This window comes from Amycolatopsis sp. NBC_00348 (assembly GCF_036114655.1).
GTDB lineage: Bacteria > Actinomycetota > Actinomycetes > Mycobacteriales > Pseudonocardiaceae > Amycolatopsis.
Genome location: NZ_CP107994.1, coordinates 6,531,381 through 6,545,707 on the forward strand (window position 1 = coordinate 6,531,381; position 14,327 = coordinate 6,545,707).

Sequence of the window (14,327 nt, forward strand, 5' to 3'; positions counted from 1 at the left end):
GCAACAGCACGTGCATCCGCACGACGCTCGCGCAGGCAAGTTGTCAGCAAGTGATGAAGTGCTTGCTGTGAAACACTTTCCGCAGTAAGTTGGCAGCCCACCGAAGGCTGGGGATCAGCCATCGGGGCTCGTGCTGCTCGACGGGATCGGGGAGGTGACCGGAGAGAGCGCTTACCGGCGGTCGGGTCGCCGTCGGGTGCAGGAGGGATGTCATGCCGTGGTACGCACAGGACAAGCAGTGTCCGACCGAGTGACAGAGCCATATCTGGTGGCACAGGGCGCCATCGCCGAAGAGCTGCTACGCGGCAAGTGGTGCGTGTACCTGCACGAATGGCTGGGCGACGACGGCGACCTGCCGACGTGGCAGGCCGAGGTGGCCGCCAAAGCGTCACTCTCCGGAGTCGAAGTGTGCTTCGTCGAGATCCCGCGCAAAGACATGACGCTGATCGCGAACGTGCGGGCGCTGCCGTCCTTCGAGCAGGTCACGGAGTCGATCGCGGCGCTGGAGGACTACCGCGGCCGCGTCGACCGACAACGTTGGCACGGCCCGGCGGTGCGCCGGCTGCCCCCACCGGAGTAGCGGCTACCGAGCCGCCTCGCGCTGCTGAGCTGCGAGGAAGTGCGCCGTCTTCGCCGTCGCGTCGTACAACGCGCGGTAGTGCTCGTAGAACTCCTGGTACCGCGTGACGTTCGCCGGGTCCGGCGTCACCGTCGTCGCGATCGGGTTGGCGTGGGCCGGGTCGATCTCGACGCCGGTGGCCTCCGCCGCCAGGAGCGCGTCGCCCAAGCAGGCGCCGATCGTCTCGGCCGGGATCTGCTGGGGCAGGCCCGTGACGTCCGAGACGATGCGCGTCCACAGCCCGCCCTTGGTGCCGCCGCCGACCGCGACCAGCCGCCCGGCCGCACCACCCGCGGCGGCCATCGCCTCCAGGTTGTGCCGCACGCCGTACGCGATGCCTTCGAGCGCCGCGCGGTAGAGGTCTGCGCGGCCGTGCGTGGTCGTCAGCCCGGCGAGCACGCCGCGGGCGTCCGGATCGAACAGCGGCGTCCGCTCCCCGGCGAAGTACGGCAGCAGCAGGAGCCCGCGGCTGCCCGCCGGCACTTCCGCGGCTTCCGCGACCAGGCCGGCGTAGTCGCCGCCGACGAGCCGGCGCAGCCAGTCGGTGACCGCGCCGGACGTCGCCATGCCCGCGGCCAGCGTGAAGCTGCCCGGCGTGACGCCGCGCGTGCCCCACAAGCCGGGGTGCGGCCGGGGTTCGGTGAGCACCTGGACGAGGAACATCGTGGTGCCGTACATGACCATCACGTCACCCGGCTCGCGGACGCCGACGCTGGCCGCCTCCGCCCAGGCGTCGACCGTCCCGGCGGTGACCGGCAGGCCCCGCGGCAGCCCGGTCCGCGCCGCCGCGGCCGCCGTCACCTCGCCCGCGATCTCGTTCGGCCACCGCAGTTCGGGCAGCTCGAGCCCGGGCGCGACGCGCTCCGCCCAGTCCTTCGCCCACTCGCCGGCCGCGAGGTCGTACAGCGGCGTGCACTGGCTGGCCGAGTGGTGGTCCAGGACGTAGCGGCCGGTGAGCCGGTGCACCAGGAACGAGCTCGCCATCAGGAGTTTCTCCGTGCGCGCGTAGACGTCCGGCTCGTGCCGGGCCAGCCAGCGCACCTTGGGCCCGACGGCCTGGCTGGTCAGCGGCGAACCGCCGCGCGCCAGGATCTCGCCGGCCCCGAACTCTTCGTTCAGCTCCGCGATCTCGGCGCCCGCCCGGGTGTCGACGCCGTAGAGGATGGCCGGCCGCAACGGGTCACCGTGCTCGTCGGCCGGCAGCAGGCACGGGCCGATGCCGCTGACCCCGAGCCCGGCGAGCGGCCGGCCGTTCGCGGCACGCAGCAGGTCCGCGACGATGGCGGTGAAGTCGGCCCACCACACGGCTTCGGCGTCGTGCTCCACCCAGCCGGGGTGGGGCGCCGAGACGCCGTGCTCGCGGACGGACCGGGCGAGCACCGCGCCCTCGGCGTCCACCAGCACGCCCTTCGAGCCGGCCGTGCCGATGTCCACGCCGAGCAGCAGCCCCGTCATCCGCCCCTCCACGCACCGCTGATGCGGGAAATCGATTACCACCAAGCTATGGTGTGCCGGGAACACTGTCAACGACACAGGTGAACGAGGACGCGGGTGGCGACGATCTCCGACGTGGCGGCGCTGGCCGGCGTGTCCACCGCGACCGTGTCCCGGGCGCTCAACGGCAAGTCCACTGTGGACCCGGTGCTGGCCGAGCGGGTCGCGCGGGCGGTGGAAGAGCTCGGCTACACACCGAACGGGCTGGCCCGCAGCCTGCGCCGCCGCGAGACGGCGGTGCTCGCGCTCATCATCTCCGACGTCGAGAACCCGTTCTTCACGGCGATCGCGCGCGGGGTCGAGGACACCGCGCAGGCCGCCGGGTTCTCCGTGATGCTGTGCAACTCCGACGAGAACACCGCGAAGGAACGCCGGTACGTCGAGGTCGCGGCGCAGGAACGGCTGGCGGGCGTGATCATGTCGCCGACCACCGGCGACAGCGACGTCCGGCCGCTGCTCGCGCACGGCACGCCGATCGTGACGGTCGACCGGCGCCTGGAAGCGGCCGACTGCGACGCGGTCCTCGTGGATTCCCGCGTCGCGGCCCGGGATGCCGTGCGGCACCTCGTCGACCGCGGTTACGAGCGGATCGCGTGCGTCGCGGGACCGCCGGGCATCACCACCGCGGACGACCGTCTCGACGGCTACCGCGACGGGCTTCGCGACGCGGGCCGAAAGCTCTCGACGCCGCTGGTGCGCCGCTGCGAATTCCGCGAAACCGGCGGATACGAAGCGGCGAAACAGTTGCTGGCGCAGACCGACCCGCCGGACGCGCTCCTGGTGTCCAGCAGCACGATGGCGATCGGCGTGCTGCAGATGATGGCGGAGCGGGGCCTGCGCGCGGGCCGCGACGTCGGCATCGTCTCGTTCGACGACGCGCCGTGGACGACGCTGATTTCGCCGACCCTGACGGTGGTGGCCCAGCCCGCCCACGCGATGGGCCAGCTCGCGGCGCGGCTGCTGCTGGACCGCATCGGCGGCGGCTCCCCCGCGACGACCACGACGACGATGGCGGCGCAGCTGATCGTCCGGGGCAGCTCCACGCGCTGAAAGCGGCACTTTCACGTGAAAGTGCCGCTTCCGGATCACTCCCGCCGGCACGGTTGACTTCAACCATTCTTGAGCTTTTACCGTCGGTGGCATGACTGCTCTCCTGCCGCCGATCCCGCGGACCGTCTGGATCGCCTCCGGGGTGATGGCCCTCGGCGGCTTCCTCGGCAACATGGACGGCTCGATCGTCGCCGTCGGGCTGGAGTCGATGCGGCTGAGTCTGGGCGTCGGCCTGGTCGAGGTCCAGTGGGTCGCCACGGCGTACCTCCTCGGGCTGTCCGCGGCCTTGCCGCTGACGCCGTGGCTCGCCCGGAAGCTCGGCGCGGGACGGCTGTGGCTCGGCGCGCTCGCGGCGTTCCTGGTGACGTCGGCCGCGTGCGCGCTCGCGCCGGACGTCGGGACGCTCATCGGCGTCCGCGCGGTGCAGGGCATGGCCGCCGGCGTCATGGTCACGGCCGGGCAGACCGTGATCGGGCTGGCCGTCGGCCCGGAACGGCTCGGCCGGACCATGGGCACGCTCGGCCTGGTCGTCGGGCTCGCGCCGGTGATCGGGCCGAGCGTCGGCGGCTTGCTGCTCGCGCACTTCTCGTGGCCGGTGCTGTTCTGGCTGAACCTGCCGATCGGCGTGGTCGCGTTCGGGCTGGCACTGCGGTTCGTGCCGCGCGGCGACCGGCGGCAGCCGCCGCCGGTGGACTGGCCCGGCCTGATCCTGGTCTCGCTCGGCCTGCCGCTGGTCGTCTACGCGCTCACCGAACTCGGCGCGCCCGGGTCCACCGGCCCGCTGAACGTCGTGCTGGCGGCCGTCGGTGCGGTCGCGCTCGCGGTCTTCACCTGGTGGTCGACGCGTGCGCCGCACCCGGTGCTGCAGCTGCGGCTGGCCACCCGGCCGGTCATGGGTGCGGCGCTGGCCGCCGTGCTGCTCGCCGGCGCCGGGATGTTCGGCGCGGTGCTGCTGCTCCCCCTGTGGTTCCAGGTCCGCCTCGGCGCCGGCCCGGCCGAAGCGGGGGTGCTGCTCGCGCCGATGGGCTTGGCCACCACGGTGTTCGTGCTGGTGGCCGGGCGGCTGACCGACCGGTACGGCGGCGGCACGATCTCGTTCACCGGGTCGCTGGTGGTGCTGGCGAGCACGGTGCCGATGCCCTGGCTCGGCCCGGCCACGCCGATGTGGCTGATCCAGGCGTTGCTGCTGGTCCGCGGCGCGGGGCTGGGGTTGTCGATCATGCCGGCGTCGACGGCGGCGTACGCCTCGGTCGACGCGAACGAACTCGGGCACGCGACGGCGCTGGTGAACATCGTGCTGCGCATGGGCGGCGCGGTCGGTGGCGCGTTGTGCGTGATCATCTTGTCCCGCGGCCTCACGATCGATCCGGCGACCGGCTTCGGCTGGGCGTTCGGCGTGCTGGGCGCGCTGTGCGTGCTCGGTACCGTCGCGACGGCCTGGCTGCGCCGCGCCGAGCGGCGAAAGAGCTGACCGGCACCGCGACGGCCACGCTGCGCGATCGTCCACAGTGGACGCCACGGTAGGACCCACCTGCGAACCTGGCGCGATCACCGGTTTGGTGATTTCCTGGAGCCGATCAACCACGGTCAGTGACGGGGAGGACGGGTCATGCTGGGGGTACGCAAGCGGCTGCTGACCGCGGCGGCGGTCACGGCGGTAGCGGGAAGCCTGCTGGCCGCCGCGCCGGCGTCGGCGGCCAGCACGGGGAGCGTCGACTGGAAACCCTGCGCGGACGCGCCGGGCGTCGACTGCGGCGCGGTGACCGTGCCGATCGACTACGCCCATCCGGAGAAGGGCACCACGAGCGTCGCGCTCGCCCGGCGGAAGGCCACCGACCCGCAGGCCAGGATCGGCGCCGTCCTGATGGACCCGGGCGGTCCCGGCGGGCCGGGCGCGGGCCAGGTCAAGGAAGGCTGGTCGCTCTCGGCCGAGGTCACCAAGCGCTTCGACACCGTGGGCTTCGACCCGCGTGGCATCGGCGACAGCACCCAGATCAAGTGCGGCCTCGACGAGGTCATCGCCGACCACCCCGAGGTGCCGCGCAACCAGGCCGAGTTCGAGCAGCTCGCGCAGTACAACCGGAAGGTCGGCGAAAGCTGCTCCCGGCTCACCGGGCCGCTCGCGAGTTTCGCCGACACCAAGACCGTCGCGCGGGACATGGACGCGATCCGCGCCGCACTCGGCGAGAAGAAGCTGACCTACTACGGCGTTTCGTACGGGACGCTGATGGGCCAGCAGTACGCCGAACTGTTCCCCGGCGAGGTCCGCGCGCTCGTGCTGGACAGCAACATGGACCACTCGCAGCTGGGCGCGTGGGACTTCCTGCGCAGCGAAACGCAGTCCGTGCAGGCGGAGTTCGGCGAGTTCGCCGGCTGGTGCGGCCGGACGCCGTCCTGCGCGTTGCACGGCCAGGACGTCTCCAAGCTGACGCGGGACCTGCAGGACAAGGCCGCGCGCGGGGAACTGAAGGCGCCGCAGAGCGGTGAGCCGATCACCCCGCTGAACCTCGCGTCGATCTTCCAGGGCGCCTTCTACGGCCCGAGCTGGGACCAGCTGGCGAAGACGCTGAAGTCCTTCGCGGACGGCACGCCGCCGGCCGCGTCGGCGCGAGCGCGGGACGAGATCCCGGTCAACACCGTGTTCCAGAGCATCTTCTGCGACGACTGGAAACTGCCGGTGCACAGCTACGCCGAACTGGAGACCTACCGGCGTGCGGCCGCGGCCTCCGCACCGGACGTCAAGGTCAACTCGCTGGGCTGGTCCGCCGTGACCGCCTGCATCGGCTGGCCGGAGAAGGCGAGCAACCCGCAGCACCCGCTACAGGTGCACGGCGCGCCGCCGCTGCTGGTCCTGAGCAGCAAGTTCGACCCGGCGACGCCGTACGCGTGGTCGCAGACCGTGGCCCGGCAGACCGGCAACACGCTGCTCACCTACGACGGCTGGGGCCACGGCGCCTACTTCAAGAACAGCGACTGCGTCACCAAGGCGACCGACGACTACCTGATCACCGGCAAGCTCCCGGCGCGGGGCACGCACTGCGCCGCCGTGGAGCCGAGCGCGTCGCAGGCCCGGATCGCCGGGCCGAAGGCGCCGGTGACGATCGGTTTCTGACGCTTCCGTTGCGAGGCCGGGAGCGGCACAATCGGTTCCGGCCCCGCAACGTCGCGGGCAAAGGAGACCGTCATGCGGTTCAGGACTTTCCTCGCGAGCACGGCGATCGCCGTCACGCTGACCGGGCTGGCCACGGCTCCCGCGGACGCCGGGGTCCGGCACGGCGGCGGGTACCTCGCGCTCGGTGACTCCGTGGCGTTCGGCTACCGCCCCGGCGCCGTGACACCGGTTTCGGACTACCTGAACGCGGCCAACTTCCGCGGCTACGCCGAGAACTACGCGGCCCTGCGCGGCCTGCGGGTCGCGAACGCGTCGTGTCCCGGCGAGACGACCGGGAGCATGCTGAAGGCCGGCGCGCAGAGCAACGGCTGCGAGAACTCCGTCGGCTCCCCGGTCGGCTACCGGACGACGTTCCCGCTGCACGTGACGTACGCGGGCACCCAGATCGACTACGCCACGCGGTACCTGCGCACCCACCAGGACACCAAGCTGGTGACGCTGAACATCGGCGCCAACGACATGTTCGTCTGCCAGGCCACGACGCCGGACCAGTGCACCGGCCCGGACTTCCAGGCGGCGCTGAACCGGATGAGCCGCAACGTCGCGACGATCCTCGGCGCCGTGCGCGCCCACTACCGCGGTGACGTCGTGCTGATGTCGTACTACTCGCTCGACTACCGCGATCCCGTGCAGGTCAAGCAGGTGCAGGCGATCGACGCGGCGCTCACGCAGGTGACCCGCCGCTACCACGGGAAGATCGCCGACGGCTTCACGGCGTTCCGGCTGGCTTCCCTGCGCACAGGCGGCGACCCGTGCGCGGCGGGCTTGCTGATCAAGCTGCCGGCCGGGGGCTGCGACGTCCACCCGACAGCGGCCGGCCACCGCGTCCTCACGGCGGCCCTCGCTCTGGCGCGCTAGACGGCCTGGACCTCGACGCCCGCGGCCTCGAACGCGCGCACGACCTCCGGGTCCGCTTCCGCGTCGGTCACCAGCGCGTGCACCTGCGACGTCTCGCAGATGCGGGCGAACGCGCGGCGGCCCAGCTTCGACCCGTCCGTCACCGCGACCACGCGCTCGGCGCGTTCCACCATCAGGCGGTTGATGCTGGCCTCGCCCTCGTGGTGGGCGAACGCGCCCGCGTCCGGGTCGAACGCGTCGACGCCGAGGAACAGCAGGTCGATCGTCAGCTCGCTGAGCACCCGCGTGGCCAGCGGCCCGCTCAGCTCGAACGACTGCGGTCGCGCCACCCCGCCGGTCACCACGATCTTGACGTTCGGCCGCACCGCCAGCTCGTGCGCGATGTTCAGCGCGTTCGTCACCACCGTGATGCCCGGCGCGTCACCCCGGCCGGACAGGTCGGAGCGGATCGCCAGTGCCCGCGCCACGCCGGCGGTGGTCGTGCCGCCGTTGAGGCCGACGACCATCCCCTTGGCGGCGAACGCGGCCGCGGCGTTGCTGATCCGCTGCTTCTCCGGGACGTGCCGCGCGGTCTTGTAGCGCAGCGGCAGGTCGTAGGCGAGGTCGTTGGCGACCGCGCCACCGCGGGTGCGCGTGAGCAGCTGCTGCTCGGCCAGGTGGTCGAGGTCGCGGCGGATGGTGGCCGCGGAGACGCTCAGCTCCTCGGCCACGTCCTCGACGTCGATCTTTTCCCGCTGCCCCAGCATGTCCAGCAGGGTGCTCAACCGTTCGTGCCGGGCCATCGGCGGTACTCCCTAGGTTCCTGTGCACAAAGAAGTGCGCTGTTGACCACCGTTTCGAGCATTATGCTGCACGATCACCGTCCTCGAAACGCGGCACGCCGCCTACTTCATCCGGAAGTCATAGCGCCCCGGCAGCGGATCGGCCGACAGCGCCGCCCAGGTGTCGGACAACGACGTCTCCCCTTCCCGGATGTTCGCGACCTCGAACCCCGCGTCGAAGATCGCCCGCGCACCCTCGACGTCGCCCCGTGCGAGCCGCGCCTGAGCGGCCAGCAGCGCGAGCCGTCCCGTCGGTTCCGGCGGCAGCTCCGGCGCACACCCGGCCGCGACGGCCTCCACCAGCAGCGGCTCCAGAGCCGGCGCCAGCTTCAACGCCCGTTCGTACAGCTGGGCCGCCTCCGCCGAGCCGGCCGTCACCGCCAGGCACCGCAGCGCCCACGGGTTCTCGGCCGCTGACACCGAAGCCGCCCATGCCTCCCGCGCCGCCTCGTGACGCCCGGCCGCCCAGCGCGCGACACCCCGGTGGTACCAGGTCAGCCAGTTGTCGGCCGTGTGCTCCAGCAGATCGGCCCAGTAGCGGTTGACCAGCGTCGACGGTGGCACGGCCAGCGGGTCACCCGCCGGCGGGACACCGTCCAGCAGGGACAACCAGGGCTCCTGCTCCGGCCCCAGCGACTCCGGGGGAAACGGCGTGCCCGGCAGGTACGCCGGCATCCGGCGGGCCTCCAGCGCGCCCCAGCCGGATCCCGTGGCCAGCAGGGGGCCCGGCTCGACGTCGAGGATCTTCCGCCACTGTTCGTGGTACCCGGTCAGAACCGGCGCGACGACGGCGTCGGTGGCGGCCCGCCAGTCGTCGCCGTGGACCACCGCGGGATCGGCCGCGAGCGGGCCGTACGCCTCGAGCCAGTCCCACGACTCGCCCGAGGGGAGCCGCAGGTGCTCCAGTTGCGTGCGGGCCAGCCCGGCCTGGATCTCCAGGTAGCCGCCGGCGCCCGGCGCCAGCCAGTCCTGCCAGCGCCGGCCACCCGCGGATTCGCCCCACAGGAACAGCTTCCGGCCGCGCAACCGCTCGGTCGACGTCTGCAGCAGGCCGCGCCCGTCGCCGTCGACCGCGGCGATCCACGGCTTCGAGCACTCGAAGAAGTAGTCCGCGGCAGACTCCGCACGCGCCGGGTAGGTCAGCGCACCCGGGACGTCGACCAGGTCCAGCCGGCCGGAATAACCGTAGTGCCAGGCCTGCGTGGCCGGCGCGAGCACGCGGGTGTCCGGCGTCTGCGCCACGGCGATGTTCGACCACCAGTACACCGGGACGTCGTGCGGGTGCGGGTTGCGGATCCGCACGCCCACCAGCAGGAAGTCCGAGTCGTCCGGCAGCCAGAAGTCGAGGTGGTAGGGCAGGTCGCGGGTGCGTTCCCACTCCCACAGCCGCAGTACCGGCGTGCCGTCCGGCCCGTCGACCTGAGCCGCGAACATCGGCGCGCAGGTCATCGTTGTGTGCCCGGTGCTACCGAGGTTCCACTCGACGCCGCCGGCGAACCAGGCGTCCCGCAGCGCGAGGTTCGCGGGCTGGAACACCGGGTTGCGGTAGAGCAGCTCACGTCCGTTGTGGACCAGCGAGTACAGCCGTCCGCCCAGTGTCGGCAGGATGGTCGCCCGCACCCGGTCGTTCTCCAGCACCAGCGCGGGCAGCTCCCGCTCGACGCGATTCCTCGAGTACCCGTCCTGAAGACGGCACGGCAGCACGGTGTCGAGCCGCCCGTACTCGAGCCCAGCGGCGAGGTCCGGCGGCAGCTCGTCCACATTGGACACCGAGGCGACGGCTTCGGGCTTCACCAGCGGCGGCAGCGGGTTCTCCGGCCCCAGCTCGGCCGCGGGCAGCACCAGCACGGTCCGGTACAGGCGTGTCATGGCAGCCGGTCACCGGTGGCCGCGTCGAACAAGTGGACCGAGCCGACCTGCGGCGCCAGCGCGATCGCCTGCCCGCGTTGCCACGGCGACATGCCCGGCGTGCGGACCGTCAGCACCCGGTCGCCGTCACGGCAGTACAGGTACTGGTCGCTGCCCAGCTCCTCGACCACCTCGACGACCGCGTCGAACCCGCCGTCGCCGATCGTCCAGCCCTCGGGCCGGACGCCGACGACGACGCCGGGGCCGGTCAGCGCCGAGCGCTGCGCCGGGGTCAGCGGCAGGTGCGTCCCGCCGACGACCGCACCGTCGGCGTCCACAGTGGTCTCCAGCAGGTTCATCGCGGGCGAGCCGATGAACCCGGCGACGAACACGTTCACCGGGCGCGCGAACAGGCCGATCGGCGTGTCGACCTGCTGCAGGACGCCGTCCTTGAGCACCGCGACCCGGTCACCCATGGTCATCGCCTCGACCTGGTCGTGTGTGACGTACAACGTCGTGACGCCGAGACGCCGTTGCAGCGACGCGATCTGCGTGCGCGTCTGCACCCGCAGCTTGGCGTCCAGGTTGGACAGTGGCTCGTCCATCAGGAACACACTCGGCTCACGCACGATCGCCCGGCCCATCGCGACGCGCTGACGCTGCCCGCCGGACAGCTTCGCGGGCTTGCGGTCGAGGTACTCGGTCAGGTCCAGCACCTTCGCCGCTTCCTGCACCCGGCGTTCGCGTTCGGCCTTCGGCATCTTGGCCAGCTTCAGGTGGAAGCCGATGTTCTCGCCGACCGACATGTGCGGGTAGAGCGCGTAGTTCTGGAACACCATCGCGATGTCGCGGTCCTTGGGCGCCAGCTCGGTGACGTCCCGGTCGCCGATGTGGATGGAGCCGTCGTCGACGCCCTCCAGCCCGGCCAGCATCCGCAGCGTCGTCGACTTGCCGCAGCCGGACGGCCCGACCAGCACGAGGAACTCGCCGTCGGCGACCTCGAGGTCGAGCCCGTCGACGGCGGGCCGCTCGACACCGGCGTAGAACCGGGTCGTGTCCTGGAAACTCACGGTGGCCATCAGGTCCTACTTTCCGGCGCCGAGGGTCAGGCCGGTGATGATCCGGCGAGCGAGCACGAGGTAGAGCACGAGCATCGGGAGCACGACGATCGCCACGCCGGCGATCAGGCCGCCGTACTCCGACTGGTAGCTCGCGGCGCCGTAGAAGGTGAACAGCGCCCGCGAGAGCGTGAAGTGGGCCTGGTCCTTGAGGAACACGATCGCCAGCAGCGTCTCGTTCCACAGGCCGATGGCGTTCAGCGTCAACGCCGTGATCAGGCCGCCGCGCGCGAGCGGCAGCATGACGGAGAAGAACGTCCGCGTCGGCGAGGCACCGTCCAACGAGGCCGCTTCCTCCAGCTCGTCCGGCAGCGAGCGGAAGAACCCGGTCAGCAGGAACACGGTGAACGGGATCGACAACGCGACGTAGAGCAGGAACAGGCCGTATTCGTTGTCCAGGTGGGCTTTGCTCATGGTCACGAACAGCGGGATGATCACCGTCTGGAACGGGACGCCCATGCCGATCGCGACGACGTTCGTCAGCGGCCCGGACCCGCGCACGCCGAGCCGGGTCAGCGCGTACGCGCAGGGCGCGGACACGGCGACTGTCGCGACCGTCGCCAGCCCGACCAGCACCACCGTCGTCAGCACGGCGTCGCCGAAGCCCGCGTTGTTCCACGCGTAGATGAAGTTCCGGAACGGCTTGCCGAGGTGGAACCACTGGTACGGCAGCGCGAACGGCTTGGTGAAGATCTCCACCGGCGTCTTGAACGACGCCGTGAGCAGCCAGTACAGCACCAGCACGTTGCCCGCGGTGAACGCCCAGACGATCACGGAACCCAGCAGCCGCAACGGGCTCAGCTTCCGCGAACCCGGCGCGAGACGCGGTTTGCGCGGCACCTTGCGCGGCGGTTTCGCGACCGCGCGCGCCGGCGCTTCGGTGACGGTCATCGGATCTCCCTCAGAACTGGATCGCGTCACGGCGCATCAACCGGCGCAGCAGGACAACGAGAATCGAAACCAGCGCGATCATCGCCACCGCGCAGGCGCAGGCGGCCCCGAAGTCCGGCGTGCCGTTCGAGCCGAAGGTCCGGTCGAACACGTAGATCCCGAGTGTCCACGCCTGGTTCGGCGGGGCGTAGGTGCCCGGCCCGGCCAGCACGAACACCAGCTCGAAGATCTTGAGCGCGTTGATCGTCCACAGGACACCGGCGACGCCGACGACGTCCCACGTCATCGGCAGCGTGATGTTGCGGAACTTCTGCCACGGCGACGCGCCGCCCAGCTCGGCGTCCTCGTAGAGGTACGGCGGGATCCGGTCGACCGCGGCCATCAGGATGGTGATGTAGAAGCCCGAGCTGGCCCAGATCAGCGACGCCGTCACGACGCCGGTCACGTTGGCCGGGGCCAGGAACTTCGCCGCGTCCGCGCCGACGTGCTCCAGCACGTAGTTCGCCAGGCCCTGCTTGCCCGGCTGGTACTTGAACACGAACCCGAGGAACATGCCCAGCGCCACCGGCGCGACGATGTTCGGGAAGAACAGGATGGCCCGGACGACCTTGCCGCCGCGCATGTCCCGCAGCACCATGGTGAACAGGAACGCGATCGCGAACGTGCCGATGCCGCCGAGGAAGACGTACACGAGCGTGTTGCGGAAGGCGTACTGGAACGAGTCGCTCGCCCACATCTGTGTGTAGTTGGTGACGCCGTTGGGCTTGGGCGTGTCGCCTGCGCCGGCCCAACTGGTGAAGCTCAGGACGACGGTCGCGAGCGTCGGCAGTACGAGGAAAGCCAGGTACAGCACCAAAGCCGGGGCGGCGAACGGCCAGAACAGCCGCTTCTTGCGGCGCAGGTGCGCGGCCCCGGCGGCGCGGGTCCCCCGATCCCGCGCCGCCGTCGTCGTGACCGTGGCCATCAGCTCTGGTTCTTCCAGAAGTCGGCACCCTTGGTCGCGAGCTGGTCCACGAACTGCTGCGGGTTCAGCTCGCCCTTGAGCAGCGAAGTGTCGGCCGGGTCGAAGACGTCGGTCTGCCACTTGCCGCCGGCGATGCCGTCGATCCCGTCGTACTGCAGGACGTGCTCCTTCTTCGGGTCGTCCATCGCGGCCTTGACCTGCTTGAGGTCGTCCGGCACGGCGAGGTCGGCGCGCGGCACCAGGTTGTCGGCCACCGCCGGGATGCCGGACAGGATGTCCTTGTTGAGGAAGTAGGCGATGAACGCCTTCGCGGCTTCGGCGTGCTTGGCCTTCTTGGTGACGGCGAAGCCGATCGACATCTGCTCGACGGTGTCGTGCGTGGCACCGGCCGGCATCGGGAACTGGAACGAGCCGTAGTTGATCTTCGTCCCGGCGCCCTGCTTGTCCAGGTACTCGCGCGTCTCGCTCGGCGCCCAGGTGCCGACGTAGAGGTAGCGCGAGTCACCGTCCGCCCAGCGCTGCTGCACCTGCGGGAACTTCGCCGCGTCCCAGCCGTCGATGAAGTACTTCGGCAGCTTCGCGGTTTCGGTGGCAGCCTTGAGGAAACCGGGGTCGGTCTTCCAGAGCTGCCCGGTCTTGTCGGCCGCGGCCTTGTTCAGCCCGCCCGAGCCGACGTAGCGCTCGGCGAGCTGGGTGAAGAAGTACATGTTGTAGAACGGGATGTCGCCGTCCTGGCTGATCGCGGCCTTGCCGTCGGCCTTCGCCTTGTCGAACAGCGCGGTCAGGTCGTCCATCGTCTTCGGCTGCTGGACGTCACCCGCGGCGTCTTTGTTGAACCACCAGGCGCTCGACTGGACGGTGTAGGGGACCATGAAGTTGTGGCCCTCGCGGTCCTTGTTCTGCGGGAAGTCGTACGAGCTGGGCGAAAGCACGTCCTTGACGGTCTTGTCGCCCTCGCCGACCTTCATCGCGAAGACGTCGTCGACGCTCTGCGTGCCGCCCGGCGTCGCGATCGCCGCGCCGACCTTGCTGACGTCCTGGTCGAACAGGTCCGGCACCGCGTCGGTGTTCAGCGCGGGCACCAGGTTCTGCGTGTAGGCCTTGCGCCCCAGCCACTGCACGTTCACCTTGACGCCGGTCTTCTCCTGGAAGCACTTGAAGGCCTTCTGCAGGACCTTGCCCTGGGGCTCGTCGGCCGTCCACATCGCCCAGTAGGTGAACTCCTTGTCCGTGGCGGGTTTGACCGCCGCCTCCGGGCAAGGCGCGTTGAGGTACTGGTCGACACCGGGCAGCGCGTTCTCACCGGTGTCGCTGCCGGAGTCCGCGCCCCCGCCGCAGCCGGCCAGCAGGAGAGAGGCCCCCACCGCACACGCCATGACCTTGCTTCGCCGCATCCGCCACCACCAGAGTTCGAGTTTCACGCAACTTCTGCGCGTTGCTGCGCAGTTTTGTTAGGTTTCACGCATCTGTCAACACTCATTGGAACAAATTC

12 protein-coding genes are annotated in these 14,327 nt (G+C 70.8%); 5 read left to right on the forward strand and 7 right to left on the reverse strand.

Annotated features, from left to right (window positions below):
* Window positions 1–250: 250 nt before the first annotated feature.
* A complete protein-coding gene (locus OHS58_RS28215; protein ID WP_328644574.1) occupies window positions 251–580 on the forward strand; it encodes a hypothetical protein in 330 nt (109 codons plus the stop codon).
* A gap of 3 nt (window positions 581–583) precedes the next feature.
* On the opposite strand, the gene OHS58_RS28220 is transcribed toward OHS58_RS28215, so the two are convergent.
* Window positions 584–2,074: an FGGY-family carbohydrate kinase gene (locus OHS58_RS28220; RefSeq protein ID WP_328644575.1), complete on the reverse strand. Its 1,491-nt coding sequence runs from the start codon at window positions 2,072–2,074 to the stop codon at window positions 584–586.
* A 96-nt stretch (window positions 2,075–2,170) separates the two neighbouring features.
* Between OHS58_RS28220 and OHS58_RS28225 the strand changes: the two genes are divergently transcribed.
* From OHS58_RS28225 to OHS58_RS28240, 4 genes are all read left to right on the forward strand, one after another.
* Window positions 2,171–3,163, forward strand: a complete 993-nt coding sequence (locus OHS58_RS28225) for a LacI family DNA-binding transcriptional regulator (protein WP_328644576.1) — start codon at window positions 2,171–2,173, stop codon at window positions 3,161–3,163.
* A gap of 91 nt (window positions 3,164–3,254) precedes the next feature.
* The gene (locus OHS58_RS28230) at window positions 3,255–4,634 is read left to right on the forward strand and encodes a DHA2 family efflux MFS transporter permease subunit (RefSeq protein WP_328644577.1); all 1,380 of its coding nucleotides are present in this window, start codon (window positions 3,255–3,257) and stop codon (window positions 4,632–4,634) included.
* A 138-nt stretch (window positions 4,635–4,772) separates the two neighbouring features.
* Window positions 4,773–6,275 (forward strand): alpha/beta hydrolase, encoded by a 1,503-nt coding sequence (locus OHS58_RS28235; protein ID WP_328644578.1) that lies wholly within the window; start codon window positions 4,773–4,775, stop codon window positions 6,273–6,275.
* Window positions 6,276–6,347: 72 nt separating this feature from the next.
* On the forward strand, window positions 6,348–7,193 hold the full coding sequence (locus OHS58_RS28240; RefSeq protein ID WP_328644579.1) for an SGNH/GDSL hydrolase family protein: 846 nt from the start codon (window positions 6,348–6,350) through the stop codon (window positions 7,191–7,193).
* Here OHS58_RS28240 and OHS58_RS28245 read toward each other — a convergent pair.
* From OHS58_RS28245 to OHS58_RS28270, 6 genes are all read right to left on the reverse strand, one after another.
* On the reverse strand, window positions 7,190–7,975 hold the full coding sequence (locus tag OHS58_RS28245) for a DeoR/GlpR family DNA-binding transcription regulator (RefSeq protein WP_247056883.1): 786 nt from the start codon (window positions 7,973–7,975) through the stop codon (window positions 7,190–7,192). The two genes, OHS58_RS28240 and OHS58_RS28245, sit on opposite strands and share 4 nt — an antisense overlap.
* 102 nt (window positions 7,976–8,077) lie before the next feature.
* Window positions 8,078–9,883, reverse strand: a complete 1,806-nt coding sequence (locus tag OHS58_RS28250) for a DUF5107 domain-containing protein (protein ID WP_328644580.1) — start codon at window positions 9,881–9,883, stop codon at window positions 8,078–8,080.
* The gene (locus tag OHS58_RS28255; RefSeq protein WP_328644581.1) at window positions 9,880–10,941 is read right to left on the reverse strand and encodes an ABC transporter ATP-binding protein; all 1,062 of its coding nucleotides are present in this window, start codon (window positions 10,939–10,941) and stop codon (window positions 9,880–9,882) included. The genes OHS58_RS28250 and OHS58_RS28255 overlap by 4 nt, the downstream gene beginning before the upstream one ends.
* Window positions 10,942–10,947: 6 nt before the next feature.
* A complete protein-coding gene (locus tag OHS58_RS28260) occupies window positions 10,948–11,871 on the reverse strand; it encodes a carbohydrate ABC transporter permease (RefSeq protein ID WP_328644582.1) in 924 nt (307 codons plus the stop codon).
* A gap of 10 nt (window positions 11,872–11,881) precedes the next feature.
* Window positions 11,882–12,835 carry a carbohydrate ABC transporter permease gene (locus OHS58_RS28265; protein WP_247056891.1) on the reverse strand — a complete coding sequence of 318 codons (954 nt, stop codon included), beginning with the start codon at window positions 12,833–12,835 and terminating at the stop codon, window positions 11,882–11,884.
* Window positions 12,835–14,211, reverse strand: coding sequence for an ABC transporter substrate-binding protein (locus OHS58_RS28270; protein WP_442792351.1), 1,377 nt, complete (start codon window positions 14,209–14,211; stop codon window positions 12,835–12,837). Before OHS58_RS28270 ends, OHS58_RS28265 begins: the two co-directional genes overlap by 1 nt.
* Window positions 14,212–14,327: the final 116 nt, after the last annotated feature.